Source organism: Polymorphospora rubra, assembly GCF_018324255.1.
Lineage (GTDB): Bacteria > Actinomycetota > Actinomycetes > Mycobacteriales > Micromonosporaceae > Polymorphospora > Polymorphospora rubra.
On sequence record NZ_AP023359.1, the window covers coordinates 4,591,149 to 4,618,139 of the forward strand.

General features: G+C 72.7%; 21 protein-coding genes and 2 pseudogenes. 15 read left to right on the forward strand and 8 right to left on the reverse strand.

Features of this window, described 5'->3' with window-relative positions; translation table 11 throughout:
* Nucleotides 1-55: 55 nt before the first annotated feature.
* From Prubr_RS20755 to Prubr_RS20770, 4 genes and pseudogenes are all read right to left on the reverse strand, one after another.
* Nucleotides 56-1,021, reverse strand: a complete 966-nt coding sequence (locus tag Prubr_RS20755; RefSeq protein ID WP_212816580.1) for a hypothetical protein — start codon at nt 1,019-1,021, stop codon at nt 56-58.
* Nucleotides 1,018-3,522, reverse strand: a complete 2,505-nt coding sequence (locus tag Prubr_RS20760; protein ID WP_212816581.1) for an AAA family ATPase — start codon at nt 3,520-3,522, stop codon at nt 1,018-1,020. Before Prubr_RS20760 ends, Prubr_RS20755 begins: the two co-directional genes overlap by 4 nt.
* 139 nt (nt 3,523-3,661) lie before the next feature.
* The gene (locus tag Prubr_RS20765; protein ID WP_212816582.1) at nt 3,662-4,810 is read right to left on the reverse strand and encodes an exonuclease SbcCD subunit D; all 1,149 of its coding nucleotides are present in this window, start codon (nt 4,808-4,810) and stop codon (nt 3,662-3,664) included.
* Between the two features lie 13 nt (nt 4,811-4,823).
* Nucleotides 4,824-6,574: pseudogene (locus Prubr_RS20770) on the reverse strand (ATP-binding protein).
* Between the two features lie 149 nt (nt 6,575-6,723).
* Here Prubr_RS20770 and Prubr_RS20775 point away from each other — a divergent pair.
* From Prubr_RS20775 to Prubr_RS20790, 4 genes are read left to right on the forward strand one after another with little or no spacing between them, the layout of a single operon-like run.
* Nucleotides 6,724-7,098, forward strand: coding sequence for an Mth938-like domain-containing protein (locus Prubr_RS20775; protein ID WP_212816583.1), 375 nt, complete (start codon nt 6,724-6,726; stop codon nt 7,096-7,098).
* Nucleotides 7,099-7,114: 16 nt separating this feature from the next.
* Entirely contained in the window at nt 7,115-8,041 is a 927-nt protein-coding gene (gene sigJ / locus Prubr_RS20780; RefSeq protein WP_212816584.1) for an RNA polymerase sigma factor SigJ, read from the forward strand.
* Nucleotides 8,042-8,091: 50 nt separating this feature from the next.
* Entirely contained in the window at nt 8,092-8,535 is a 444-nt protein-coding gene (locus tag Prubr_RS20785) for a helix-turn-helix transcriptional regulator (RefSeq protein WP_212816585.1), read from the forward strand.
* Nucleotides 8,536-8,545: 10 nt separating this feature from the next.
* Nucleotides 8,546-8,956 (forward strand): VOC family protein, encoded by a 411-nt coding sequence (locus tag Prubr_RS20790; protein ID WP_212816586.1) that lies wholly within the window; start codon nt 8,546-8,548, stop codon nt 8,954-8,956.
* A gap of 21 nt (nt 8,957-8,977) precedes the next feature.
* On the opposite strand, the gene Prubr_RS20795 is transcribed toward Prubr_RS20790, so the two are convergent.
* Complete coding sequence (locus Prubr_RS20795; RefSeq protein ID WP_212828950.1) at nt 8,978-9,130, reverse strand: hypothetical protein; 153 nt, start codon at nt 9,128-9,130, stop codon at nt 8,978-8,980.
* A 10-nt stretch (nt 9,131-9,140) separates the two neighbouring features.
* Between Prubr_RS20795 and Prubr_RS20800 the strand changes: the two genes are divergently transcribed.
* The 3 genes from Prubr_RS20800 to Prubr_RS20810 all read left to right on the forward strand — a co-directional run bounded on the left by Prubr_RS20800 (nt 9,141) and on the right by Prubr_RS20810 (nt 13,411).
* Entirely contained in the window at nt 9,141-9,332 is a 192-nt protein-coding gene (locus tag Prubr_RS20800; RefSeq protein WP_246567423.1) for a hypothetical protein, read from the forward strand.
* A 100-nt stretch (nt 9,333-9,432) separates the two neighbouring features.
* Nucleotides 9,433-11,814 carry an ATP-binding cassette domain-containing protein gene (locus tag Prubr_RS20805; protein WP_212816588.1) on the forward strand — a complete coding sequence of 794 codons (2,382 nt, stop codon included), beginning with the start codon at nt 9,433-9,435 and terminating at the stop codon, nt 11,812-11,814.
* A gap of 268 nt (nt 11,815-12,082) precedes the next feature.
* Complete coding sequence (locus Prubr_RS20810) at nt 12,083-13,411, forward strand: BtrH N-terminal domain-containing protein (RefSeq protein ID WP_212816589.1); 1,329 nt, start codon at nt 12,083-12,085, stop codon at nt 13,409-13,411.
* Nucleotides 13,412-13,516: 105 nt separating this feature from the next.
* Here Prubr_RS20810 and Prubr_RS20815 read toward each other — a convergent pair whose 3' ends face one another.
* On the reverse strand, nt 13,517-15,139 hold the full coding sequence (locus Prubr_RS20815) for an ArnT family glycosyltransferase (RefSeq protein WP_212816590.1): 1,623 nt from the start codon (nt 15,137-15,139) through the stop codon (nt 13,517-13,519).
* 11 nt (nt 15,140-15,150) lie between these two features.
* The gene (locus tag Prubr_RS20820; RefSeq protein WP_212816591.1) at nt 15,151-15,882 is read right to left on the reverse strand and encodes a pyrimidine reductase family protein; all 732 of its coding nucleotides are present in this window, start codon (nt 15,880-15,882) and stop codon (nt 15,151-15,153) included.
* Nucleotides 15,883-16,029: 147 nt separating this feature from the next.
* Here Prubr_RS20820 and Prubr_RS20825 point away from each other — a divergent pair, with 147 nt between their 5' ends.
* The 8 genes and pseudogenes from Prubr_RS20825 (at nt 16,030) to Prubr_RS20860 (ending at nt 25,151) form a co-directional block, all read left to right on the forward strand.
* The gene (locus Prubr_RS20825) at nt 16,030-16,575 is read left to right on the forward strand and encodes a plasmid pRiA4b ORF-3 family protein (protein ID WP_212816592.1); all 546 of its coding nucleotides are present in this window, start codon (nt 16,030-16,032) and stop codon (nt 16,573-16,575) included.
* 309 nt (nt 16,576-16,884) lie between these two features.
* Nucleotides 16,885-18,192, forward strand: a complete 1,308-nt coding sequence (locus Prubr_RS20830; RefSeq protein ID WP_212816593.1) for an ABC transporter substrate-binding protein — start codon at nt 16,885-16,887, stop codon at nt 18,190-18,192.
* Between the two features lie 72 nt (nt 18,193-18,264).
* On the forward strand, nt 18,265-19,248 hold the full coding sequence (locus tag Prubr_RS20835) for a carbohydrate ABC transporter permease (protein ID WP_212816594.1): 984 nt from the start codon (nt 18,265-18,267) through the stop codon (nt 19,246-19,248).
* A 10-nt stretch (nt 19,249-19,258) separates the two neighbouring features.
* Complete coding sequence (locus tag Prubr_RS20840; RefSeq protein WP_212816595.1) at nt 19,259-20,161, forward strand: carbohydrate ABC transporter permease; 903 nt, start codon at nt 19,259-19,261, stop codon at nt 20,159-20,161.
* Nucleotides 20,158-21,585 (forward strand): GH1 family beta-glucosidase, encoded by a 1,428-nt coding sequence (locus Prubr_RS20845; protein WP_212816596.1) that lies wholly within the window; start codon nt 20,158-20,160, stop codon nt 21,583-21,585. Before Prubr_RS20840 ends, Prubr_RS20845 begins: the two co-directional genes overlap by 4 nt.
* A gap of 85 nt (nt 21,586-21,670) precedes the next feature.
* Nucleotides 21,671-22,699: pseudogene (locus tag Prubr_RS20850) on the forward strand (LacI family DNA-binding transcriptional regulator); the annotation flags it as partial.
* Nucleotides 22,700-23,199: 500 nt separating this feature from the next.
* The gene (locus tag Prubr_RS20855; RefSeq protein WP_212816597.1) at nt 23,200-23,940 is read left to right on the forward strand and encodes an ACT domain-containing protein; all 741 of its coding nucleotides are present in this window, start codon (nt 23,200-23,202) and stop codon (nt 23,938-23,940) included.
* 134 nt (nt 23,941-24,074) lie between these two features.
* Nucleotides 24,075-25,151 carry a GNAT family N-acetyltransferase gene (locus Prubr_RS20860; protein WP_212816598.1) on the forward strand — a complete coding sequence of 359 codons (1,077 nt, stop codon included), beginning with the start codon at nt 24,075-24,077 and terminating at the stop codon, nt 25,149-25,151.
* A 131-nt stretch (nt 25,152-25,282) separates the two neighbouring features.
* Here the strand turns inward: Prubr_RS20860 and Prubr_RS20865 are convergent, their stop codons facing one another.
* Entirely contained in the window at nt 25,283-26,833 is a 1,551-nt protein-coding gene (locus tag Prubr_RS20865) for an aldehyde dehydrogenase family protein (protein WP_212816599.1), read from the reverse strand.
* Nucleotides 26,834-26,991: the final 158 nt, after the last annotated feature.

Sequence of the window (26,991 nt, forward strand, 5' to 3'; positions counted from 1 at the left end):
GGGTCGGAGGGGGCGCCCGGGGGACCGCCTCGGCCGCCTGAGCCACGACGGCCGGCTAGCGGGTCGTGTCCGCCGTACGGCGGGCGGTGGTCATGGTCAGGGCGCGGTGCAGCAGGCGGGCGTCGCCGAGCATCGCCCGCAGCCGCCGCTCCAGGCCGGCGATCGGGATCAGGTTCTGCGGCGCCCGAGGGTCCTTGTACGGCGTGGAGGCGAACCGGGGCAGCGTCACCAGCGACAGGTCCGCCAGCTCCACGGCCTCCACATCGGACAGTTCAGCGGAGCATTCGACGCGGACGATCCCGGCCCACGGGGCGCCGGTCGGTCCGGGCAGCCGCAGATACCAGGACCAGCCGCCCCAGGCGGTGCCGAGCCGGAACACCGGCGACCGCTCCTTCGCCCGCAGCGAGGTCACCACCGCCTGCTCGCGGGCGTCGAGGTACTGGCTGTGCTGGGTCTTGATGTAGCCGAGGGCGCGGGGCAGCTGCCGGCGGTTGCGCAGCGGCCCGTCCACGATCAGCAGGTCGCCGTCGACGCGGGCGGCGTTGGAGACGTCGACCTCCAGCGCGGTCAGTTGCGGCTGTACGGCGACCGGCAGCTTGGCGAGTTCACCGGGCGGGCTGACCTGGTGCAGCAGGTAGCGGATCTGGCCGGCGACGATGTCGGCGCCGGTCGGGCTCGCGGTGAACAGGCCGCGCCGGACCGCGGACCCGGCGACCTCGGCGGCGCCCCGGCGCAGGTCGCAGCGGACCACGCCGGCGGCGTAGGAGGCGGCGAGCCCCGGGTACGACGTGCCGTCGTCCTCGCGGCTCCACAGGCTGGCGTCGTTGCGCCGTACGCCGTCGACGAGCAGGACCACGTCGGGCGCGGCCAGGCCGTCGGGTGCGGACCGGGGTGCCCAGGCGCCGGCCGGCATCTCCACGCCCACGTCGACCTGGGCGCTGCTCTGCGCGGCCGGCCCGGCGGGTGCCTCGAACGACGCCCCGTACGACGGGTCCCACGCGTCGACGTGCCAGCCGGTCACAGCCCGGTCCGTTCCACCCGGGCGGTACGGGCGTCCTTGCGGACCTCGAACCGGACCGGTACCCGTTCGGCGAGCGCGGGTACGTGGGTGACGACGCCGACCATCCGGTCGCCGCGGGCGGCCAGGTTCTCCAGGGTCGCCGCGACGGTGTCCAACGTGGCCGCGTCGAGGGTGCCGAACCCCTCGTCGAGGACGATCGACTCCAGGCTGGCGGCGGTCGCGGACATGCCGGCCAGCCGTTCGGACAGGGCCAGCGCCAGCGCCAGCGACGCCTGGAACGTCTCGCCGCCGGACAGCGTCCGCACCGCCCGGCGCAGCCCGGCGTCGTGGTGGTCGACGACGTAGAACTCGCCCTTGTCGTGCACGAGGTCGTACTGGCCGGACGACAGTTCGCGCAGGATGCCGGAGGCGCCGTCGACGAGCTGGTCGAGGGCCTCGGCGAGCAGCCACCGTTCGAAGTTGTTGGCCCGCAGGTGCCCGGCGAGCGCCTTGGCGACCCGGCCGTCGCGCTCGTGGCCGGACCGCTGCCCGCGCAGTTCGGCGGCCTGCTCACGACGTTCGGTGAGCCGGCGCAGGTCGGCCTCGGCACGTTCGACGGCGACCGCGGCGGCCCGGGTCAGGTCCCGCGCCGGATCCGTTCCGGTCCGGCCGACCGGCGGCGCGTCGACGCCGGCGGCGGTGAACAGCGCGACGATCCCGGCGGCGGCCCCGTCCCGGGCGGCGTACGCGGCGTCGACCGCGCCCGCGGCGGCGACCCGGTCGGCCCGGCGCCGGTCGACCTCCCCGGCCGCCCACGAGCACAGCCCGTCCCAGGCGGCGGTGAGGTCGTCGCGGTCGGCGGCCGGCGGACCGAGCCGGGCCAGCCCGTCGCGTACCTGGTCGAAGGCCCGCCACGCGGACCGGATCCGGTCCTGTGCGGCGACGACGGCGGCGGTTGCCCGCCGGCCGGTCTCCCGGGCGGCCCGGACCGCCGTACCCGCCTCGTCGAGGGTGGCGCGCAGTGCCGCGACCGCGTCGAGTTCGCGGCGTACCGCGTCCGGTCCGGGGGAGTCGGCGAGCCGGCCGTCGAGGTCGGCGAGGTCGGTGGTGAGCCGCTCGTGCCGGGCCCGCGCCCGGTCCAGGGTCCGTTCCAGGTCGCGGGCGGTCCGGTCACGTTCGGCGACGACCTTCTCGGCCCGGTCGGCGGCCTTGCGGGCGGCGTGTCCGGCGGCCTCGGCGGCGGCGACCGCGGAGGCGGCCGGCACCGGGGGTACGGCCGGGACCGGCTGTTCGCAGACCGGGCACGGCCCGCCGGCGGTGAGGTGGGTACGCAGCGCGGCGGCCCGGTCGGCGGTCTGTGCCTCCTGGTAGGCGAGCCGGGCCGCCTCCAGGTCGGCGGTCGCCCGCCGCGCCGTGGCCCGCGCCGCCTCCAGCGCCGCGGCGGCGGCGTCGTGCTCGGTCTGCGCGCCGGCCAGCCCCGCGGTCAGCGTCGCGGCCTCGGCGGCGAGCCGGTCCCGGTCGGCGTGGGCGGTCAGCAGCAGGCGCAGCGCCGCCTCGTCACCGGCCGCGGCGAGTTCGCCACGCAGCTTCTCCTCGCGTTCCTCGGCGGCGGCGACGGCCGTCGCCGCCTCGTCCGCGGCCGCCCGCGCGGTGGCGACCGCGCCGGCGACCGTGCCCAGGTCGGCCGGTGCCGCGACGGCGTCGAGGTGGGCGATCTCGGCGTCGAGGGCGGCCAGCGCGTCCGCCGCCCCGGCCGTGGCCCGCTCCGCGTCGACCAGCCCCGGTACGGCCGCCTCGACCTCGCCGGCCAGCCGGCGCATCTCGGTGACCCGCTGCCCGGTGGCGGCCAGGGTGTCGTCGTCGGTGTCGGCGAGCCCGTCGAGCAGCTGGTCGACGGCGGTGAGCCGGGCCTCGGCCGCCGACGCCCGCGCCGACGCCGCCTTCTGCACCCGGTCGTAGACGCCGAGGTCGAGCAGGTTGACCAGGATCTCCTGCCGGGCGGCCGGTTTGGCGTGCAGGAAGTCGGCGAACTGCCCCTGCGGCAGCACCACGCAGCTGGTGAACTGGTCGTACGGCAGCCCGACCGCCTGCTCGACGGCGGCGGTCATCTCGGCCGGCGTACCGGCCAGAACCTCGCCCAGGTCGTCCGGGCTCATCCCGGTGTCGAGCTTGCCGACGTCGAAGCCCGGCGGCATCCGCTGGAGGCCGGCGTTGCCGGTCTTGACGTTGCCCCGACCGTCACGGCGGACCACCCGGCTGGCGACGTAGCGGGACCCGGCCGCGTCGAAGACCAGCCGCACCCGGGCCTCGTTGGCCGACGGGGCGAGCGCGTTGGAGATGCCCCGGGTGCCGCCCCAACGCGGCACGGTGCCGTAGAGGGCGAAGCAGATCGCGTCCAGGATCGTCGACTTGCCCGAGCCGGTCGGCCCGACCAGGGCGAAGAAGTCGGCGTCGGTGAAGTCGACGGTCGTCTCCTCGCGGAAGACGGTGAAGCCGGCCAGATCCAGCCGCAACGGCCGCACTGTCTACTCGCCTCCCTCGTCGGTCACCGGGTGGAGGGGGCGGTGGCGGGTTTCCGGTGGTTGGCCCACTGTCTACTCGCCTCCCTCGTCGGTCACCGGGTCGAAGGGGCGGTGGCGGGTTTCCGGTGGCTGGCCCACGTTAAGAGCTCGCCTCCTCCATCAGCTCGTCGAACAGTTCCCGTACGCCGTCGTCGCCGTGGCCCACGCTGTCGAGGTAGTCGCCGAACAGTTCGCGCGGCGAGCGGCCGGCCCGCTGGGCGGCACGGTTGCGGGCGTCGGCGGTCGGCAGCATCTCCGGGTCGACGCGTACCTCCAGGGCGCGGGGGAGCAGGTCCTGCACCTCCTCGCGCAGGCCGGCGCGGGGCGTCTCGCGGACGTACACCCGCAGCCAGTCGTCGGTGGCCGGCAGCGCCGCCAGCTGCTCCAGCGTGCCGCGTACGGTGCGCAGCCCCACCGCCGAGGTGACCGGTACGTCGCGTACCCGGGCCGCCTGGCCGGCGCCGACCGTGACGACCGCCACCGACGGGGCGTTCTCCTCCTCGCCGAAGTCGATCGCGAGCGGGCTGCCGCTGTAGCGGATGTGGCAGGGGCCGAGGACCTGCTGCGCGCGGTGCAGGTGGCCGAGGGCCACGTAGTGGGTGCCGGTGGGGAAGACGCTCGCCGGTACGGCGTAGCCCATGACGGTGTGCGCGTCGCGTTCGCCGCCGCCGGTGCGGGCCCCGACGACCGTCAGGTGGGCGGTGATCAGGTTGACCACGCCCGCCTCGTCGAAGTCCTCGGTCAGCTTGGCGAACAGCCGTCCCATGTGGTCGGCGTACGTCTGCACCGCCTCGGCGGCGCTCAGTTCGTACATCTCGACGGCGCGTACGGCGTACCGCTGGGACAGGAACGGCAGCGCGACCAGCCGCCACCGCTCGCCGCCCTCGGTGGTGCCGGTCAGCACGTGCTCGGCGGCGCTGTCGCGGACCGAGCCGCGCAGGGTGATGCCGGCGGCGTCGGCCCACGGCCGCAACGCGTCGAGGGCGGCGCCGTTGTCGTGGTTGCCGCCGATCGCGACGACGGCGGCGCCGGTGCCGCGCAGCGCCGACAGCGCCCGGGTGACCAGCCGGGTGGCGTCCGGGGTCGGTGCGGCGGTGTCGTAGAGGTCGCCGGCGACGATCACCAGGTCGGGCGACTCCTCGCGGGCGATCGCGACCACCTGGGCGAGGACCGCGATGTGCTCGTCGGTCCGGGACCGTCCCTTGAGGACCTTGCCGACGTGCCAGTCGGAGGTGTGCAGGATCTTCACGGCCGCCTCCGGGTCAGAACGGGATGTCGTCGTCGGCGCGGGCGCCGACCACGGCGAACGGGTCGGCGGCCTGGGTCAGCGACCGCAGCGTCTCCGACGGGGCGTCGCCCGCCTCGGACTTGCGGGTCGCCCAGGCCGGGAACGGGAACTCCAGGCAGAGCGGGACCGGGATGTCGGGCTGGTTGACGAACATGGTGCCGGGCTTGGCGAGCAGGGCCCGCTGGCGCTGGGCCGGCGGCAGGAAGCCGTACTCGGGGCGGGACGCCTCGGCCGGGTCGAGCCGGCCGACGACCCGGATCGCCGAGTTGGTGACGATCCGCCGTTCGACCTCGCTGGCGGTCTGCTGGGCGCCGACCAGGATCACGCCGAGCGAGCGGCCCCGCTCGGCGATGTCGAGCAGCACCTCCTTGATCGGCGAGGAGCCCTCGCGGGGGCGTACTTGTTCAGCTCGTCCAGCACCACGAACAGCAGCGGCTTGGCGGTGCCGGCCTTCTCCTTGCGGGTGAACTCGTTCTTCAGCGTCACACCGACCACGAACCGCTGCGCCCGGTCCGGCAGGTTGTGCAGGTCGACGACGGTCACCTGGGCGCTGTCGGCGGTGTTGATGGTGTGCGGCCGGCGGGTCGCCAGGTCGCCGCGGATCAGCCGGGCCAGGTCCTTCTTGCTGCCGATCAGCCGGCGGGCGAACGCGTTCACGGTGCCCAGCCCGACCGCGCTGCCGGCCCACTCGCGGCGGGTCTCCTCGTCGTTGACCTGCTCCACGACGTGGTCGACCAGATCGCCGTACGAGCCGATCCGCACCCCGTCGAGGCTGATCCCGCCGTCGGCCGGCCGGGCGTGCCGGGCCAGGTGCGCGGCGACCGAGTGGACCACCATCGTGTACTGCTGGCGCTCGTCGTCGGCGTCCGCGAAGACGTACGGCAGCAGGCCGTCGGCGCAGAACTCGGCCAGTGTCCAGTAGAAGCTGTCGACGCCGGCCGTCCGGCTGGTGACGTCCGGGGTGCCGTTCGGGTCGCCGACCCGGGGCGGGGCGTAGACCCGCACGTCCGGGAACGGCCCCGCCGGCAGGCCCAGCTTCGCGTACGCGGCCACGGTCGGTTCGTCGAGCCGGGCGTTCGGGTGGTCGAGGAAGAGCAGGTCCTCGCCCTTCACGTTGAAGATCAGCGCCTTGGCGTTGACCGCGTCGCCGCCGAGCTGCCCGGACCGGAACACCGAGTAGAGCAGGAACGTGGCGAAGCTGGTCTTGGTCGCCACCCCGGAGATGCCGGAGATCGACACGTGGGCGCCACGCTGCCCGTCGAGGAAGTCGGCGTTGAGATAGACGGGCACCCCGTCCCGGCCGGTCCCCATCGGGATCCGCCGCTCCATCCGGTCGAAGTGCAGCGCCCGTGCGCGGGCGTCGCCCTCGGCGCGGTGCACCGGCGCACCCGGCGACGGCGGCACGTAGACCTCCGGGTCGACCCGGGTCGTGGTGATCTCGGCCGCCTCCTGCACCTGGGCGGGCAGCGTGCCGTCGGCGATGGCGAACACGTCGGAGTCGAACTGGGCACCCTCGTGGCGGGCCCGCACCTGGGTCACCACCCCGGCGATCGTCACCGGCTCGCGGTCGGGCAGTTCCCGGCGGGTCACCACGACGTCGTCGAGTTGCAGGAAGCTGTCCGGTGCGACGGCGGTCCAGAACGAGAGCGGGGTCGCGTCGGCGGTGCCGAGCACCCGCCCGACCGGCTCGCCGCCCCCTTCGGTCCCGCTTTCTCCGTCAGTCACGACAAGTATCCTGCCCCACCCCACCGACACGGCCGAAACCTCGACGGCGTACCCGGCGTGTCCGTACATTGCGTCACTTCTCGGCGCCGCTGGGTGACCGGGGCGGTGGGGTGGGTAGCCTTTGCCGGTCACCGCCGAAGGAGGCACGAATGGGTACGGACGCGCGGTCGCCGAGGATCCTCGCCGTCTCGTGGGGGCGGATGGAGATCGAGGGCGTCGGGACCGGGAAGGACTTCAAGCTCTACCCCGGCGGCGGCCGGCCGTGGGACTGGACCGAGACCGGCACCCAGCACCAGCCCGGCATCCAGCCCGCCGACGTCGAGGAACTGCTCGCCGCCGGCGCCACCACCGTGGTGCTGTCCCGGGGGATGGAGTTGCGGATGCAGGTCACCCCGGAGACGCTGGCGCTGCTCGAGGAACGGGGCGTCACCGTGCACGTCCTGGCGACCGAGGAGGCCGTCACCGTCTACAACGACCTCGTCGACACCACCCCGGTCGCCGGCCTGTTCCACTCCACCTGCTGACGACGGTCGACCGGCCATGCCCGAAGCCTTCGAAGCCCACCGGTCCCACCTGTTCGGGGTGGCGTACCGGATGCTGGGGACCCGGGCGGACGCGGAGGACGCGGTGCAGGAGGCGTGGCTGCGGTACGCCGCGGCCGGCCCCGACGCGGCCGACCTCCGGGCCTGGCTGACCACCGTCGTCGCCCGGATCTGCCTCGACGTGCTGCGCTCGGCCCGGGTGCGCCGCGCCGCGTACGTCGGTCCGTGGCTGCCCGAACCGCTGGTGTCCCGGCTGCCGGCGGCCGACGACGACCCGGCCGAGACCGCCGTCCGCGCCGAACAGGTCAGCCTGGCGCTGCTTGTGGTGCTGGAGCGGCTCAGCCCGGAACAGCGGGTGGCGTTCGTCCTGCACGACGTGTTCGGCGTGCCGTTCGCCGACATCGCGGCGGTCCTCGCCGTCAGCCCGGCGAACGCCCGCCAACTCGCCTCCCGCGGCCGGCGGGCCGTCGACGCCGCGCCGGCGGCCCGCGTGTCCGCCGGCGCCGACCTGGCCGAGCAGCACCGGGTCCTGGCCGCGTTCCTGGCCGCGGCGCACGACGGCGACCTGGCCGGGCTGGTCCGGGTGCTCGCCCCGGACGTGGAGTTCATCGGCGACGGCGGCGGGCTGGCGCCGTCGGCCCGCCGGCCGCTGGTCGGGGCGCAGGAGGTGGCGCGGTTCGTCGCCGGGGTGTTCCGGCAGGCCCGGCGCCGGGACCCGCGCGGCGAGCCGGTGCTCGTCAACGGCCGGCTCGGCCTCGTCGTCGAGGCCGGGGGCCTCCTCGTGGTCGTCGCGCCGGTCGTGGCCGACGGTGCGATCGTGGCGCTCTACCACCAGCTGAACCCGGAGAAGCTGCGCGCGGTGCCCCGCCCGGAGCCGGCGGCCGCCTGGCCGCCGATCCCGCCCCGTCCCGCACCGGGCCGGTGACCGGCCGGCGGGGCGTTACCGGGCCACCCCGCTGTGGCACCATCGGGCAGGTGACCAGCAAATCCGCCGCGGCACAGCACCTGCTCGACCTCGCCCGGCTGCGCCGCGTCCGGGACCGGATCGACCGGGAGTACGCCCAGCCGCTGGACGTCGAGGCGTTGGCCCGAGGCGTGAACATGTCGGCCGGGCACCTCAGCCGCGAGTTCCGGCGGGCGTACGGCGAGTCGCCGTACGCCTATCTGATGACCCGGCGGATCGAGCGCGCGATGGCACTGCTGCGTCGTGGCGATCTCAGCGTCACCGATGTCTGTTTCACGGTCGGCTGTTCCTCGCTGGGTACTTTCAGCACCCGCTTCACCGAGCTGGTCGGTGTGCCACCGAGCGTGTATCGCCGGCAGGCGACGCGCGCGACGGCGGGGATGCCGTCCTGCGTGGCGAAACAGGTGACCAGACCGATCAGGAATCGAGAAGCGCCGGCCGTGGGCCGCACCTAGCGTGACTGGCATGGACATCACGATTCACTCGAGCTTCCTGCCGCAGACCGACCCGGAGGCCTCGCTGGCCTTCTACCGCGACACCCTCGGCTTCGAGGTCCGTAACGACGTCGGATACGAGGGGATGCGCTGGATCACCGTCGGCCCCGCCGACCAGCCCGGCACCTCCATCGTCCTGCACCCGCCGGCCGTCGACCCCGGCCTCACCGACGACGAGCGCCGCACCATCACCGAGATGATGGCCAAGGGCACGTACGCCGGCATCAACCTGGCGACCCACGACCTCGACGGCACCTTCGCGCGCATCAGGGCCAGCGCCGCCGAGGTCGTCCAGGAACCGACCGACCAGCCGTACGGCATCCGTGACTGCGCCGTCCGCGACCCCGCCGGCAACATGGTCCGGATCCAGGAACTGCGCTGAGCCCGCCGGCGCCCGTCGCCGTCACCCGCCGTCCGTCGACCGGTACGGCGGGTCGCCCCTGCCCTTCACCGCCACCGTCCAGGACGGGTTGAACGCCTCAGCGGCCGCCAGGTCGGCGGGGCCGCCGTCCGCAGAGGAGATCCCGATGAACTCGAACAAGTGGGTCCGGCGCATCCACCGCTGGATGTCCATGGCCTTCACGGCGTCCTTCGTCGTCGTCACCGTCGTCGTCCTGACCCAGGAGGAGCCCGCCGAATGGGTCTACCTCTCGCCGCTGCTCCCGCTCGCCCTGCTCTTCTTCACCGGCCTGTACCTGTTCGTGCTGCCGTACGCCAGGAGGTGGCGCGGCGGACGGCGCGTCGCCCACGCGGAATGAGCCGGTGGCGGCGGAGAACAGACGTACCGTTCGAAGCTGGTCATGCCAGGTGGCGCCGACGCGAACGGGCGGGCGGGGCGCCCGCACGGATGGAGGGACGATGAACACGGCCACGGGGACCGACATCCAGTCGACCGGACCGCAGGACGCCGACAGCCACGATCTGATCCGCGTGTACGGCGCGCGGGAGAACAACCTCAGGGACGTCAGCGTCGAGCTTCCGAAACGCCGGTTGACGGTGTTCACCGGCGTCTCCGGCTCCGGCAAGAGTTCGCTGGTGTTCAGCACGATCGCCGCGGAGTCCCAGCGACTGATCAACGAGACCTACAGCGCCTTCGTACAGGGCTTCATGCCGACGCTGGCGCGGCCCGAGGTCGACGTGCTGGAAGGGCTGACGACCGCGATCATCGTCGACCAGGAGCGGATGGGTGCCGACACCCGCTCGACGGTCGGCACCGCCACCGACGCCAACGCGATGCTGCGCATCCTCTTCAGCCGGCTCGGGCAGCCGCACGTCGGCTCACCCGGCGCGTTCTCCTTCAACGTCGCCTCGGTCCGGGCGAGCGGCGCGATCACGGTCGGTGGCGGAAAGACCGTGAAGCAGACCTACACCCGTACCGGCGGGATGTGTCCGCGCTGCGAGGGCCGGGGCTCGGTCACCGACTTCGACCTGTCCGCCCTGTACGACGACAGCAAGTCGATCAACGAGGGCGCGCTCACGATCCCCGGCTACAGCATCGACGGCTGGTACGGCCGCATCTTCAGCGGCTGCGGCTTCTTCGACCCGGACAAGCCGATCCGCCGGTTCACCAAGAAGGAACTGGACGAGTTGCTCCACAAGGAGCCGACCAGGATCAAGGTCGAGGGCGTCAACGTGACGTACGAGGGTCTGATCCCGCGGATCCAGAAGTCGTTCCTGACCAAGGACCGGGAGGCGATGCAGCCCCACATCCGGGCGTTCGTCGACCGGGCGATCACCTTCACCACCTGCCCCGAGTGTGGCGGCACCCGGCTCAGCGAGGCGGCCCGGTCGTCGAAGATCAGGGGCATCAGCATCGCCGACGCGTGCGCGATGCAGATCAGCGACCTCGCCGACTGGGTCCGCGACCTCGACGAGCCGTCGGTGGCGCCGCTGCTGGCGACCCTGCGGCAGATCCTCGACTCGTTCGTGGAGATCGGGCTGGGCTACCTCTCGCTGGACCGTCCGTCGGGCACGCTGTCCGGCGGCGAGGCGCAGCGCACCAAGATGATCCGGCACCTCGGCTCCGCCCTCACCGACGTGACCTACGTCTTCGACGAACCCACGGCGGGCCTGCACCCCCACGACATCCAGCGGATGAACGACCTGCTGCGCCGGCTGCGCAACAAGGGCAACACGGTGCTCGTCGTGGAGCACAAGCCGGAGACGATCGTGATCGCCGACCACGTCGTCGACCTCGGTCCCGGCGCCGGTACGGCGGGCGGCACCGTCTGCTTCGAGGGCACCGTCGAGGGGCTGCGGGCCAGCGGCACCATCACCGGCCGCCACCTCGACGACCGGGCCCGGCTGAAGGACAAGGTCCGTACGCCCACCGGCGCGCTCGAGATCCGCGGCGCCTCGACGCACAACCTGCGGTCGGTCGACGTCGACATCCCGCTCGGGGTGCTCGTCGTCGTCACCGGTGTCGCCGGCTCCGGCAAGAGTTCCCTCGTCCACGGCTCGATCCCGGCCGGTGCCGGGGTGGTGTCGGTCGACCAGGGTGCCATCAAGGGCTCCCGACGCAGCAACCCGGCGACGTACACCGGACTGCTCGAACCGGTCCGCAAGGCGTTCGCGAAGGCCAACGGTGTGAAGCCGGCGCTGTTCAGCGCCAACTCCGAGGGGGCCTGTCCGGTCTGCAACGGGGCCGGGGTCGTCTACACCGACCTGGGGATGATGGCCGGCATCGCCACCACCTGCGAGGAGTGCGAGGGGAAGCGGTTCCAGGCGGCGGTCCTGGAATACCACCTCGGTGGCCGGGACATCAGCGAGGTGCTCGCGATGCCGGTGACGCAGGCCGAGGAGTTCTTCGGCGCGGGAGAGGCGCGTATACCGGCCGCGCACGCGATCCTGCGCCGGCTCGCCGACGTCGGGCTCGGCTATCTCAGCCTCGGCCAGCCGCTCACCACGCTGTCCGGCGGCGAGCGGCAGCGGCTCAAGCTGGCCACCCACATGGCGGAGAAGGGCGGCGTCTACGTCCTCGACGAGCCGACCACCGGCCTGCACCTCGCCGACATCGAGCACCTGCTCGGCCTGCTCGACCGGCTCGTCGACGCCGGCAAGTCGGTCATCGTCGTCGAGCACCACCAGGCGGTCATGGCGCACGCCGACTGGATCATCGACCTCGGCCCCGGTGCCGGCCACGACGGCGGCCGGGTCGTCTTCGAGGGCATCCCCGCCGATCTCGTCGCCGCCCGCTCCACCCTCACCGGCCAGCACCTCGCGGCCTACGTCGGCGGGTGACCCGCACCGCCGTGTCGTCCGGGGCCCCGGACGACACGGCGGTGCCGCTATGCTGTCGCCGGCGGGTCCTACGCCATACCTCCTGACCGGGCGCCCACGCCGCCCGGCGACGCGGAGGCAAAGGGGACGCAGGTGCCTCAGGATCTGAGAATGCCTCAGGATGTGCGACTGCTTCGGGTCGTGCGACAGGGTCAGGTCCGCCACATCATCCGGCCGACCGCGACCGGGCGTGGGAAACGGGCGCGCGGGTGGCCGTATGGAGCGCGACATGACCGGCAAGAAGCAGCTCAAGGAACGTATCCGGGCCCGGATGGCGGCCACCGGCGAGCGTTACCTCACCGCCCGGCGGCACGTGGTCACCGACCAGCCCGCCCCGACCGTCGACCACGGCTGGACGCTGCGCGGCGGTGTCCACCCCGAGTCCGCCAACCTGGCCAACGTCCTGGCCCACCACCGGGTACGGCACGCGGGCGGCCCACTGTCCGAGGCGATGCTCTTCGGGATCGGCGGCGGGCTCGGCGCCGGCTACATCCTGTGGGAGTTCGCCGCCCACCGCACCTGCTGGGTGACGCTCGGATTCCGCAACCGCTGGCAGTACCAGACCTGGACGCCGGACACCCTGGCCCGGCTCGGGATCCCGGCCGACGTGCACCGTACCGCCGGGGCCAGGGGAGCGGCGGCCGCGCTGGACGCCGCCCTCGACGCCGGCCGGCCGGCGATCGTGCTGCCGGACCGGCAACTCGTCGGCTACTGGCACCTGCCGGCCCACCACGACGGGCACGGCGGGCACCCGGTCGTCGCGTACGCCCGCGCCGGCACCGGGATCCGCGTCGACGACCGCAATCTCCGTCCGCTCACCGTGGACCGCGCCGACCTGGACCGGGCGCGGGGGCGGGTGGTGTCGTACAGGAACCTGCTCGTCGAGGCCCGGCCGGCGGCGGGCCTGGAACTGGACGACGCGACCGTGCGCGGCGCGGTCGTCGCCGGGCTGGCCGACTGCGCCGCGCACCTGTCGGCGCCGTCGGCGTCGTTCTCGCTGCCGGCCTGGCGCAAGTGGTCGCGGTTGATGACCGACGGCCGCAACGCGAAGGGCTGGCCGAAGGTGTTCGCCGACGGTGCCGGGCTGACCGGGGCGCTGCTGTCGGTCTGGGAGGGCGTGTCGCCGGCCGGGATCACCGGCGGGCACCTGCGCGGGCTGTACGCCGGGTTCCTGCGCGAGGCGGCCGGGCTGCTCGACGTTCCGGAGCTGGTCGAGGTCGCCGGGGCGTTCGACGCGGCGGCCGGGGCCTGGCACGGGGTGGCCGAGGCGGCGTTCCCGGCGTCGGTGCCGGCGTTCGCGCGGATGCGTGAGCTGACCGCCGAACTCGGCGGGGCGGTCGTCGCCGACGGCGACGCGGGCCGGGACACCGCGGCCGCCGCCGCGGCCGCCCTTCAGGACCTGAGCCGGACCCACGCCGACCACCCACCCCTGACCGGGGACGAGGTGACGACCCTGTTCACCAGGACCGGAGAAGCCCTGGCCAGAGCCCACACCCTGGAAGTGGCCGCGGTGGAGACCCTGACCACCACCCTCAAGACCCGGGTGATCAGGGAGTAGGTCCGGCGGGTTGTCGGCGTGGCGGGCCGGCTGCTCCCTGATCACGACGATCAGGGAGCGGGCCCGTCTGGTCGGGAGCGGCCGTCAGGCCAGGGGAGCGGTCCGTCAGGTGGGTTCGACCCGGCCGGCGAACTCGTAGACGCGGTATCCGGCGACCTGCTCGACCGTCACGGGGTGCGCGGACGAGTCCGCGAACCGGGCGAGCCGGTCGTCGGCCGGGCCGCCGGCCGGCAGCACGTACGCCACCCGGTCGGCCCGCCCGACCGCGGCCCGGTACGGCAGGTACCGGTCGTGGCCGGGGCGCAGGTCGTCCCCGAGGACCGCGCACCGTACGTCTTCGGCGGTCACGTAGTTCAGCCGGTTGCACGTCCAGTACTCGGAGTAGACGTGGTGCAGCCTCCGGTCACGCAGGTACGCCACGAGGGTTCGCTCGTCGGCGGCCTTCCGGGCGTAGACGTCGCGGTGCGCGACCAGTTGCCCCGACGCGACCGCCGCGTTCGCGGTGAACGCGACGAGGAGCGCCAGCCCGGCCGCCGCGAGCACCCGGGTGCCGGGCCGGCCGGCCGTCGGGCGCCGTACGAGCGTCGTCGCGCATCGCCACGCCGGCCAGAGCACGGCCGGCAGCGACAGCAGCCCGTAGTGCAGGTAGCGGGCGCTCTCGATCGGGGTGCTCGCCGCCGACGAACTGACCAGGTAGGCCGCGAGGGTGAGTGCGCCGCCCGCCGCCAGCGCGGTCCGGCCGGCCGCCCGCGCCCGCCGCACCCCCTCGGCGCGCCGGGCCGCGCGTACGGACAGGAAGACCGCGACACCGAGCAGGACCAGGTACGCCGGCCCCCACCACAGCTGCCACGGCCGGCAGTCGCCCGGCGCGCACAGGCCGGAACCCAGCGGCAGGCCCAGCACCACGGCCCCGTGGACCCGGTCGGGCCAGGACGCCGGCTGTTCCGCGCCGCTCACCGACAGCAACACCGACAGCGGGTTCCGCCCGGAGAACACGAAGTGCCAGAGCAGGGGCGCGCAGCCGGCGAGGAAGCCGACCGCCGCGAGGGCGGCCGCCCGGACCCGCAGGTCCCGGCGGGTCAGGACCGCGAGCAGGGCCGCGGACACGGCGACGTACGGCAGGCCGAGCCAGTGCGTCCAGGCGATGAACCCGGCCAGGCCGCCCCACAGCAGATAGCCGAGCGGCTTCGCGGTGGCCCGTCGCATCGTCAGTACGACGGCGACCAGCATGACGGCGGCCGTCGCGGCGGCGATCTCGGAATAGCCGCCGGCCCCGATGATCTGGTTCTTGACGATCCGGTCGGAGCCGAACGCCAGGAGCCCGGCGACGAACACGGCGAACCACGGTGTGTAGAGCCGCTTCGTCAGGTGGAAGACCAGGACGAGGAAGACGACGTACACCGCCAGCGCCGGGATCCGCAGCGCCCACCACTGGGTGCCGAAGAGCTGGACCGCGGGGGCGGCGAGATACGAGTGCAGGGTCCCCATGTAGTGCTGCCCGTAGAAGAACACCGGCCAGTGCCGGCCCTGCCCGATGTGCAACGCGGCCAGGCCGGCGGTGGCCTCGTCGCTGTTCGCGGGTGGGATGTCGACGACGACCAGGCCGGTCCGGTAGGCCAGCGCCACGACGACGATCACGGCGAACGCGATCGTGGTGGCGGCGGGCCGGGGCGGTCGCGCGGCCGGGGCGGCCGGCACCGGGGGACGCAGCACGTCGGGATGGGCCACGGAACTCCAGGTCAGCGGGTGTAGCGCAGGATCAGGACGTCGTCGGCGGCGAGCGCGTGGCGCAGCCGCAAGGTGCGTGGCGGGCTCGCCGGCCCGGCGGTGATCCGGCCGGCGCCGGCACCGGCGAGCAGCGGTGACACCGTCAGGCAGACCTCGTCGACCAGGTCGGCGGCGGTCAGCCCGCCGAACAGTTGCGGCCCGCCCTCGCACAGCAGTTGCCGGTGCCCGCGTCCGCGCAGCAGGTCGACCGCCGCGCCGAGGTCGACCGCGTCGTCGCCGACGGTCACCAGATCGGCGACCTCGGCCAGGTCGGGGCGCTGCGGTGCCCGGCCGTGGGTCAGGATCACCGGCCGTACCGGTGCGTCGGCGAACGCCGCCTGCCGGGGGTCCAGGTCGAGCGCGCCGGAGACCACGACGAGCGTCGGGTACGGCGGCAGCCCGTGCGCCACCCGCCAGGCCCGGCGCCGGTCGTCGAGGCGCAGCGCCCGGTAGCCCTCGTGGCGCAGCGTTCCGGCGCCGACGACGAGGGCGTCGCAGAGCATCCGCAGGACGCCGAACACCCGTTTGTCCGGCCCGCCGGACAGCCCCGCCGAGTGGCCCTCGATCTCCACCGCCCCGTCGGCGCTGGCGACGAAGTTGACCCGCAGGGTCGGGGCGGCGGGACGGCCGTACAGGTCGGCGATCGTGTCGTCGTCGAGGCCGGCGCCGGCCGGATCGGGTGACAAACGGCGGATGGCGGTCATTCGCCGGCCGGACCGGTCACGGGAGGGGTCGGTACGGCGGTACGGTGCTGGCAGTCGCACCAGTTGCGACCCCGACAGTCGTCGTGTCGGCGTTCCCGGCACGCGCGGCAGATCATGGGGGAAGCCTAGCCCGAAGGATGCCAGGCCATGCCGCGTCAGATCTTCCAGCTCAAGGTTTCGCTGTCCGACGTGTCCCCGCCGGTGTGGCGGCGGGTGCTCGTGCCGGGTGGTTACACCCTCGACCGGCTGCACCGGGTGCTCCAGCACGCGATGGGCTGGCAGGACTGCCACCTGCACTCGTTCGACATCGGCGGCCAGCAGTACGGCGAGCCGGACCCGGACGGTGAACTGACCCTGCGCGACGAGTTGGACGTACGGCTGGACGGGGTGGCCGCCAAGGGAACCCGGTTCCTCTACACGTACGACTTCGGCGACTGGTGGGAGCACGAGATCGTGGTGGAGGACGTCTTCGGCGCCGAGCCGGGGGAGCGGTACCCGGTCTGTGTCGACGGGGGGCGGGCCTGCCCGCCGGAGGACGTCGGTGGCGCGTTCGGCTACGAGCAGTTCCTGACCGCGGTGTCGGACCCGGGCCACCCCCGCTACGCCGAACTGCACATGTGGATCGGCCGCCCCTTCGACCCGTGGACCTTCGCCCCGGACCGGGTGACCACCCTGCTACGCCACCTGGCCTGACCCCCGCCTGCCTTTAGTGGCCCCCGCCCCGCCCCGCCCCAAGATCCGCGTGATCAGGGAGTAAGTCGGGCGGGTCGTCGGCGTGTCGTGCCGTGCGGTCCCTGATCACGGCGATCAGGGACCGTGTCCCGCGGTGCCCGGGGTAACGAAATGGGAACGCTCCCAGGGGTCTATTGACACTCAGGAAACGTGTCGGCAATCTCATGGGAGCGCTCCCGGCGGTGTGTGGTCCACGCCACGACACCGAGTTCCGTGTGCGGAGAGATCCCCCACCACCAAGAAAGACATCACGACCTGAGAGGGGTCAGGATGATCGTCACGCCCCGCCGTCGGCGGATCGCGGCTGCCGCACTCGCATCCGTCGCGGTCTTCGCCGCGACCGCCTGTGGCAACGACTCGGACTCGGCCGACCCGAACGAGCCGATCACGCTGATCGTCGACGTCTTCGGCGACCAGGGATTCGGGTACGAGGCCCTGTACGAGCAGTACCAGGCCGACAACCCCAACATCAAGATCCAGGAGCGCGGCAAGGGCCTGGGCCTGGGTGACTACAACACCCGCCTGACCCAGCAGATCACCGCCGGTGCCGGCGCGGGCGACGTGGTCGCCATCGAAGAGGGCACGATCGTGCAGTTCTACGCCCAGGCCGACAAGTTCGTGAACCTGGCCGACCACGGCGCGAACGAGCTCAAGGGCAACTTCCTGCCGTGGAAGTGGGAGCAGGGCAGCACCCCCGACGGCAAGGTGCTCGGCCTCGGCACCGACGTCGGCTCGATGGCGATCTGCTACCGCACCGACCTGTTCCAGGCCGCCGGCCTGCCGATCGACCGCGAAGAGGTCGCCAAGCTCTGGCCGACCTGGGACGCGTTCATCGAGACCGGCACGAAGTTCGCCGCCGCCGACAACAAGAACAAGTTCGTCGACGCCGCGACCAACTTCTTCAACGTGGTGCTGAGCCAGGTCGCCGGTGCCGGCAGCGGCTACACCTACTACGACAAGAGCAACAAGCTGGTCCTGGACACCAACCCGGACGTCAAGGACTCGTTCGACCTGACCACCAAGATGATCCAGGCCGGGCTCTCCAACAACCTCCAGTCGTTCTCCAACGAGTGGAACGCCGGCTTCAAGAACGCGACCTTCGCCACCATCGCCTGCCCCGCCTGGATGACCGGTGTCATCAAGGGCCAGGCCGGTGACGCCGCGGCCGGCAAGTGGGACATCGCCAAGGCCCCCGGCAACGGCGGCAACTGGGGCGGCTCCTTCCTCGGCGTGCCGAAGTCGAGCAAGCACCAGAAGGAGGCCGCCGAGCTGGCCAAGTTCCTGAGCAGCGCCAAGGGCCAGGTCGAGGCGTTCAAGAAGGTCGGCAACCTGCCGTCGTCGCCGCAGGCGCTGTCGGACCCGGCGGTCTCCGCGGCCACCAACGACTACTTCAACAACGCGCCGACCGGCACCATCTTCGCCGCCGGTGCCACCGAGCTGAAGCCGGTCTACCTCGGCCCGAAGAACCAGGCCGTACGGACCGCGGTGGAGAACGCGCTGCGCGCCGTCGAGCAGGGCCAGGAGCCCGGCGCGGCCTGGCAGGACGCGATCAAGAACGGTGCGGCCGCCGGTAAGTAACCGGCCGCAGGAGGTCGGGGCGACGCCGTCGGCGTCGCCCCGACGCCGCGTCCACTCCCAGTTGGAGGATCCATGAGCCTGGATTTCGACACGGCTTCCCCGGCCCGGTCGCGCGGCCGACGGGCAGAGCCAAAGCCGGACCGCGAGCGCCCCCGCTCGCTGACCCGGCTGGACCTGAAGTATTCGCCATACCTGTACGTGCTGCCGTTCTTCGTCATCTTCGCGATCTTCGGCGCCTACCCGATCGTCTACACCGTCTGGATCGCGCTGACCGACCGGTCGCCGCTGAACACCACGATCTCGTTCGTGGGCCTGGACAACTTCGTCGAGCTGCTCACCAACGACCCGCAGTTCTGGAACGCGGTCGTCAACACGTTCGGCATGTTCATCATGTCGACCGTCCCGCAACTCCTGATCGCGCTGATGCTGGCCAACGCGCTCAACCGCCGGATCAAGGGCCAGACGTTCTTCCGGATGGCGATCGCCATGCCGATCATCACGTCCACCGCCGTCGTCGCGCTGATCTTCTCGATGATCTACTCGCGGGACTTCGGCCTGGTCAACTGGGCGCTCGACCTGGTCGGCATCGACCCGATCGACTGGCGGGCCAACCGCTTCGCCTCCTGGTTCGCGATCTCCACGATGGTCGACTGGCGGTGGATCGGCTACAACGCCCTGATCTACCTGGCCGCCATGCAGTCGATCTCCAAGGACATGTACGAGGCGGCGTCGCTCGACGGCGCGTCGCGCATCCGGCAGTTCTGGTCGATCACGATCCCGCAGCTGCGCCCGACGATCATCTTCACGCTGATCATCTCCACCATCGGCGGTCTCCAGCTCTTCACCGAACCACTGCTGTTCACCAGCGGTTCCGGTGGCCTCTCGGGCGGCTCCCAGGGGCAGTTCCAGACGATCACCATGTATCTGCTCGACGTGATGAACCAGCGCTTCCGCTGGGGGTACGCCGGCGCGGTCGCGCTCGTCCTCTTCGTACTCATCGCGTTCATGTCGGTCGTCAACTACCTGCTGGCCCGTCGAATCAGCTCGGACAAGTGAGGCAACCGCGATGACCACGACCATGGTGCGCCCGCCCGCATCCGCCCGCCGGAAGAAGCCCGCCGACCACGGCTCGAGTGGCGAGAAGCTCTTCAAGGCCACCCCGCTGACCTGGATCGGCCTGGTCGCCGGCGTGATCCTGTCGCTGTTCCCGTTCTACTGGATGATCGTCATCGCCTCGCGTACGAACGACGCGGCCAACGCCTGGCCGCCGCCGTTCCTGCCCGGCGGCAAGCTCGGCGAGAACGTCGAACGGGTGCTGGCCAACGCCGACGCCAACATCGTCACCGGCCTGCTCAACTCGTTCCTGGTGTCCGGCACCATCACCGTCGCCACCGTGTTCTTCGGCTCGCTGGCCGGGTTCGCCTTCGCCAAGCTGAAGTTCCGCGGCAAGAACGCGATGCTGCTGGTCATCCTGGCCTCGATGATGGTGCCGATCCAGCTCGGCGTGCTGCCGCTCTACATCCTGATGGCCGAACTGGAATGGCTGAACCGGATGCCCTCGGTCATCGTGCCGTTCCTGATCGGCGGCTTCGGGATCTTCATGATGCGCCAGTACGCCGAACAGGCCGTACCCAACGAGCTGATCGAGGCGGCCCGGGTCGACGGCTGCTCCACCTGGCGGATCTACTGGCACGTGGTGGCACCGGCGCTGCGGCCGGCCGCCGCCGTACTCGGCCTGCTCACGTTCATGGAGCAGTGGAACCAGTTCTTCTGGCCGTTCGTGGTGCTCGCCGACCCGGCGAACCCGACGGTGCAGATCTCGCTCCGGACGCTGAACTCCGCCTACTTCGCCGACAACTCGCAGATCTTCGCGGGTACGTTGATCGCCACGCTCCCGTTGTTCGTCGTGTTCATCATCTTCGGCCGCCAGATCATCGGCGGCATCATGGAAGGCGCCGTCAAGTCGTGACCAAGCCCGCTGACCCGCAGACCATCCCGCTGCTCGACGAGCGGGTGACCTTCCCGCCCGACTTCCTCTGGGGCGCCGCCACCGCGGCCTACCAGATCGAGGGCGCGGCGACCGAGGGCGGCCGCACCCCGTCGATCTGGGACACCTTCAGCGACACCCCGGGGAAGGTGCTGCTCGGGCACACCGGCGACGTCGCCTGCGACCACTACCACCGGTTCCGCGACGACGTACGGCTGATGACCGACCTCGGGCTGAGGTCGTACCGGTTCTCGGTCTCCTGGCCGCGGGTCCAGCCGGGCGGCAGCGGCCCGGCCAACCAGGAGGGGCTGGACTTCTACCGGCGGCTCGTCGACGAACTGCTGGAGAACGACATCGAGCCGTGGCTGACCCTCTACCACTGGGACCTGCCGCAGCCGCTGGAGGACGCCGGGGGCTGGCCGGTCCGCGACACCGCGGCCCGGTTCGCCGACTACGCGGCGCTCACCCACGCCGCCCTCGGCGACCGGGTCCGCTACTGGACCACGCTCAACGAGCCGTGGTGCTCGGCCTTCCTCGGGTACGGCTCCGGCGCGCACGCCCCGGGCCGCAGCGACGGTGGCGACGCCGTACGGGCCGCGCACCACCTGATGCTCGGGCACGGGCTGGCCGTTCAGGCGATCCGGGCCGCCCGCCCCGACCACGAGCTCGGCGTGACCCTGAACCTCTACCCGGTCACCCCGCAGAGTGACACGCCGGGCGACCGGGACGCCGCCCGCCGCATCGACGGCCTCGCCAACCGGATCTTCCTGGACCCGATCCTGCGCGGCGAGTACCCGGCCGACGTCATCGAGGACCTGCGTGACGTCACCGGGTTCGCGCACGTGCACGACGGCGACCTCGCCGTCATCGGCACCCCGCTGTCGGTGCTCGGCATCAACTACTACAGCCGGCACGTCGTCGCCGCCCCCGTCGAGGGCGCCGAGCCCGAGCCGTACTGGCGGGCGCCGTCGTCCTGGCCGGGCAGCGAGGACGTCCGCTTCGTCACCCGGGGCATCCCGGTCACCGACATGGACTGGGAGATCGACGCACCCGGCCTGGTCGAGATCCTGCGCCGGGTCCACGACGAATACCCCGAGGTCCCGCTGTACGTCACCGAGAACGGCGCGGCGTTCGTCGACCGGGTGGTCGACGGCCGGGTCGACGACCCCGAGCGGCTGGCCTACTTCGACGCCCACCTGCGCGCCTGCCACGAGGCGATCGAGGCCGGCGTGCCGTTGCGCGGCTACTTCGCCTGGTCGCTGATGGATAATTTCGAATGGGCCTGGGGATACACCAAGCGATTCGGCATGATCCACGTCGACTACGACAGCCAGTTGCGGATTCCCAAGTCGAGCGCCAGGTGGTACGCCGAAGTGATCCGACGTAACGGGCTGGCCGCACAATAGGGCGAGATCGGCCAGCACCATAGGCGGCCGGCGCCGGCTCCCATCCGGAGCGGTGCCGGCCCGTCGGACGTCGGAGGAGCAGACGATGACAACCCAGCGCACCCGCTCGCTCGGGCGGCCAACCCTGGACGCGGTCGCCGCCCGCGCGGGGGTCGGCCGGGGCACGGTCTCCCGGGTCGTCAACGGCTCGCCGCAGGTCAGCCCCGAGGCCCGGGCGGCGGTGCAGCAGGCGATCGCCGAACTCGGGTACGTCCCCAACCGGGCCGCGCGGGCCCTGGTCACCCAACGGACCGACTCGGTGGCGCTGGTGGTCTCCGAATCCGAGGAACGCGTCTTCGGCGAGCCGTTCTTCGCCGGGATCGTCCGCGGGATCAGTTCCGGCCTGCTGGAGACCCCGATGCAGTTGTGGCTGGCGATGGCCCAGTCGCCGGCCGAGCGGGAACGCGTCGAGCACCACCTGACCAACCAGCACGTCGACGGCGTACTGCTGCTGTCACTGCACGACTCCGACCCGCTGCCCACCCTGCTGGAGCAGCGCGGGCTGCCCACGGTGCTCGGCGGCCGGCCGGCGCGGATGCTCCAGCCGGGCGCCCAGGGGTCCTACTTCGTCGACGTCGACAACGCCGGCGGTGCCCGGCAGGCCGTCGAATACCTCTTCGCCGACGGCCGCAACCGGGTGGCCACGATCGCCGGCCCGCAGGACATGGGCGTCGGCGTGGCCCGGCTCACCGGCTACCGCACGGCCGTCGAGGCCAGCGGCCGCCGGGTGAGCGACAGCCTGATCGCGTACGGCGACTTCAGCGAGGCCAGCGGGGCGGCGGCGATGCGCCGGCTGCTGGAGTTCGACGCCGGCATCGACGCCGTGTTCGTGGCGTCGGACCTGATGGCCTGCGGGGCGCTGCGGGCGCTGCGCGAGGCCGGTCGACGGGTCCCCGACGACGTGGCCGTGGTCGGGTTCGAGGACGCGCCGATCGCGCGGCAGTCCGACCCGCCGCTGACCACCGTGCACCAGCCGGTGGAGGAGATGGGCCGGCAGATGGCCCGGCTGCTGGTCGCGCGGATCCGTCGCGAGGAACTGCCGCAGCCGTACGTCCTCCTGGACACCCACCTGATCCCCGCGCCTCCGCCTGACCCCGCGCCGCCCGCGCCGCGGCCCCGCGCCCCGCGCCGCGGCCCGTACCGCGGCCCCGCGCCCCCGCGCCGTGGGCTCCGCGCCGTGGGCTCCGCGCCGTGGGTCCCGCGCCGTGGCCAGCGTCGATCACGGAGAAGTGGTCTGGCGAATCGGCGCGAACCGGGCATGCTTTCTCCTCGATCAACGCGACGGCGGGTCCGGCGCCGCGCCAGGCCCGGCGCCGGTCGGAGTCCCGGGCGGGACGGGGGCGCAGTTCGGCGGAACCCGGGTCGGCGGGTCCGCGCGCGGGGCAGAGTGGAGGCGCGGCGAGACCGTTCCGGATTCCACCGAACGGGTGATGCCAGATCGGCCGTCGCGTCAAAGGCTGGGCCGTTGCTGCCGGGTCACGGCATGGCAACAGGGGCGAAACGCCCACCCGGCACGCTTTGGACCGCGAGTACCGGCGTCGTCCTGCGCCGGAACCGCCGAGAGGAAGGGCTGAGATGTTGCTGAGGGTTCGGGTCACCCTGCCGGACCGGCCGGGAGCGCTCGGTCAGGTGGCACGCACGCTGGGCGTCGCCGGTGCCGACATCGTCCAGGTCGTGGTGCTGGAGCGGTTGGGCGGCCGGGCCGTCGACGACTTCACCGTGGTCTGGCCGGGCGCGTCCCGCGTCGACCGGCTGCTCGCCGGCCTCGCCGCGATTCCCGGTGTGCAGGTCGACGGGGTGTGGCGGGCGATCGGCGCGCCGACCACCGGGGGCCAGGACGCCGAACTGCTGGCCCAGGTCGCCGCGAACCCCGCCGACGGCCTCGCCACCCTCGTCGACGCCCTGCCGGGGCTGCTGGCCGCCGACTGGGCCGCCGCGGCGGTCGTACCGGCGGACTGGGCCGCCCGCAGCGGCTCCGGGCCGCGGCCGACCGAGGTGACCGGAGCGGTCGGCGGCGGCGAACCCGCGGTGGCGTACGCGAGCTGGCGGGCGCCCACGCCGCTGGTGCTGCCGGAGGTCACCCCGCTGCGGGCCCGGTCGATGGACGGCCCGGTCGGCACCCGTTACGCGGTGGCCCCGTTCGGCCGTGCCGGCCTGGTGCTGATGTTGACCCGGGTCGACGGCGAGGGGTTGCCGGCGGCGGCGTTCCACGTCACCGAGGTCGACCGGATCGCCCAACTCGTCCGGGCGGCCGCGGTCATCCTCGGCGACCGGCTCGATCTGGTGACCGCCCCACCGGCCGTCACACAGTCGTGAGATTTCCGGTCGGGAGAAGACACCGCCGGGCAATCTGAGGGAAACAGCCGGCACGCACTGTAGGAGGTGCAGGCTGCGGGACCACCGGTCCCGGTTGTCGCCCCGGGCGGCAACCTCGGCAGAAGGAGCAGATCATGGCGCTGTGGCGGATCCGGGCGACGGTCGACGACCGTCCGGGATACCTGTCCGTGCTGGCCGCGAGCCTCGCCCTGCGGTCGGTCAACATCCTTGCCGTGCAGGTGCACACGACCGAGGCGGGCGCGGTCGACGACTTCCTCGTCGACGCCCCGGACACCCTCGACGAGGCGGAGCTGCTCGCCGCCGTCGAGCGGGGCCGGGGCCGGGACGCCTGGGTGGCCCGGGCCGAGGCCCAGGGCCTGGCCGACCAGCCGACCCGGGTGCTGGGACTGGCGGCCCGGCTGGTCCGTGATCCCGACTGCCTCGGCGAGCTGCTGCGGAACCTGCTGGCCGCCACGGCCGTCACCTGGCGGCCGACGGCCGGCCGGAGCCGGCCCGGCTTCACCGACACGGTGATGGGGCTGCCCGACCCGGCCGGCGGCTGCTACGAGATCCGGCGGGCCGCACCGGTCTTCACACCGGCCGAATACGCCCGGGCGCAGGCTCTGGTCGACCTGGCGTCGTCGATCACCCGGCGGACCGACGAGCTGGTGACCGTGGTCCTGACCGACGGTGCGGAGGTGACGGTCCGCCCCGCCGCCCCGGACGACGCCGGCGCACTGGCGGCGATGCACGAGCGCTGCTCGGCCCGCAGCCGGCGCCGCCGCTACCTGGCCGTCGGCGGCCCGTCGCCCGCGAAGCTGCACCGGCTGCTCGATCCGGCGCACGGGGTGACCCTGGTGGCGGTCGTCCGCGGTCCGGCCGGCGGCGAGGGGGAGCGGATCGTGGCGATGGCGAACATGGTCGCCGAGGGCCGCGTCGGCGAGGTGGCGGTCCTGGTGGAGGACGCCTGGCAGCGTCGTGGCCTCGGTACGGCGCTGCTGCGCCGGCTGGTGACGAACGCCGGCCGGGCCGGGTTTGCCGCGCTGGTCGCCCATGCCCACGCCGACAACGTCGGGCTGCTGCGTACGGTCGCCCGGATGGGTCGGCCGGGGCCGGTCGACCGCGACGGTGATCTGGTGACGGTCACCCTGCCCCTGGTGGCCCGGGCGGCCGCCGGGAAGACCACGACTCCCGCGGCCGTAAAGGCCTAGCGGGGCGAAGACTCGGTGGCCCGGTTTCTGGTGCAGGGCCGGGCCACCGGTAAAGACCTTTCTGGGGTGTGTAAGAAAGAGGGTTCCTTCCTTCCCGTGGGACGGCGGGAAGGAAGGAACCCTCTGTTTTCTCAGGTCGTGGGGTAGCGGCTGTAGTCGGGGAAGTTTCCGTAGAGCCGGTCGCCGGCGCCCACGGTCACCGCCTCGACCAGCAGGTCACCGCCGACGAACGCGCCCTTCCACGACGCGCCCCGGCCGCCGAACGGCTCGTCGCGGTCGCCGCGCGAGCGCGGCTTGTTGATGCCGACCTTGAACGCCTGGAGGTCGACGGCGAGCTTCGCGGCCTTGTCCTCGTCGTCGCAGGCGAGGCTGGCGACCAGCGCCCCGTTGGAGGCGTTCATCGCGGCCAGCAGTTCGTCCTCGGTGTCGACGACGACGATCGTGTCGACCGGGCCGAACGGCTCGGCGTGCATCAGCCGGGACCGGCCGGGCGGGGCGAGCAGCACCGCCGGCGCCACGTACGCGGAGTTGTCCTGCCCGTCGAGGAACGGCGCGCCGTCGAGCCGGCCCCGGTAGAGCGGCACCGCGCCGCCCTTGACGGCTTCGTCGACCTTGCGGCGCAGTTCCTCGGCCTTGGCGCCGCTGATCAGCGGTCCGAAGTCGAGTTCCGGCAGCGGGTCGCCGGCCGTCCAGTCGTCACCGACGGCGAGCGGGTGGCCGAAGCGGACCGACCGGACGACCGGCAGGTACATGTCGAGGAACTGGTCGACCAGTTCCCGCTGTACGACGAAACGCGGGTAGGCGGTGCACCGCTGCTTGCCGTACTCGAAGCCCTTCTTCAGGTGCTTGGCCAGCATGTCCCACTGGGAGAACTCCCAGATGCCCCAGGCGTTGAGGCCCTCCTGCTCGATGAAGTGCCGCTTGTCGGAGTCGAGCAGTGCCGCGGCGACCTTGCCGCCGTTGGAGCGGCCGCCGACGAACGCGACGGCACCGATCTCGGGGGCCCGGACCAGCACCTCGGACAGTTCCTCGCCGCTGCCGGAGAGCAGGGTGGCGGGCAGTCCGGCGCGGCGCATCAGGGCGTGCGCGACGGAGAGGCAGACCGCGCCGCCCTGGGACGGGGTTTTGGCGATGACGGCGTTGCCGGCCAGCAGTTGCACCAGCTCGGCGTGGACGAGCACGCTCATCGGGTAGTTCCAGCTGGCGATGTTGCTCACCGGGCCGGGCAGCGGTTCGCGGCCGTCGGCGAGCATCCGGTCGATCTCCTCGACGTACCAGCGGACGCCGTCGAGCGCCCGGTCGACGTCGGCGCAGGCCAGCCGCCACGGCTTGCCGATCTCCCAGACCAGCAGCATGGCGAGCAGGTCGCGGTTGACGGTCAGTTCGTCGAGGGCCGCGGTGACCCGGGCCTTGCGTTCGGCGAGCGGGGTGGCGGCCCAGTCGCGGTGCTCGGCGGCGGCGAACGCCACGGCGGCGCGGGCCGACCCGCCGTCGAGCCGGGGCAGGTTGACCAGGACCGTGTTGTCGATCGGGGTGCGGACCGGGGTGGGGGTGCCGGACGACTTCCAGGACCCCTCGACCAGGTTGCGCAGGGTGTCGCCGTCGAATGCCTCGGGGGCGGCGGCAGCGGCACGGGCGAGGGTGTCCGCCCATGCGGTGCCGTCGGCAAGGCGCAAGGCCATCGCAGTCTCCTCGTGAGGTTGACCAAGAGTTGGCGGCGGCGTCGATGGCACCGCTGATCTAGGCCGTACTGTGCCGGTCACGAAGAGCAGCGGCAACCGTACGCCCGTATACCAGGACGGAATCGCCGATGCCAACTCTTGATCATGAGGCGTAGATA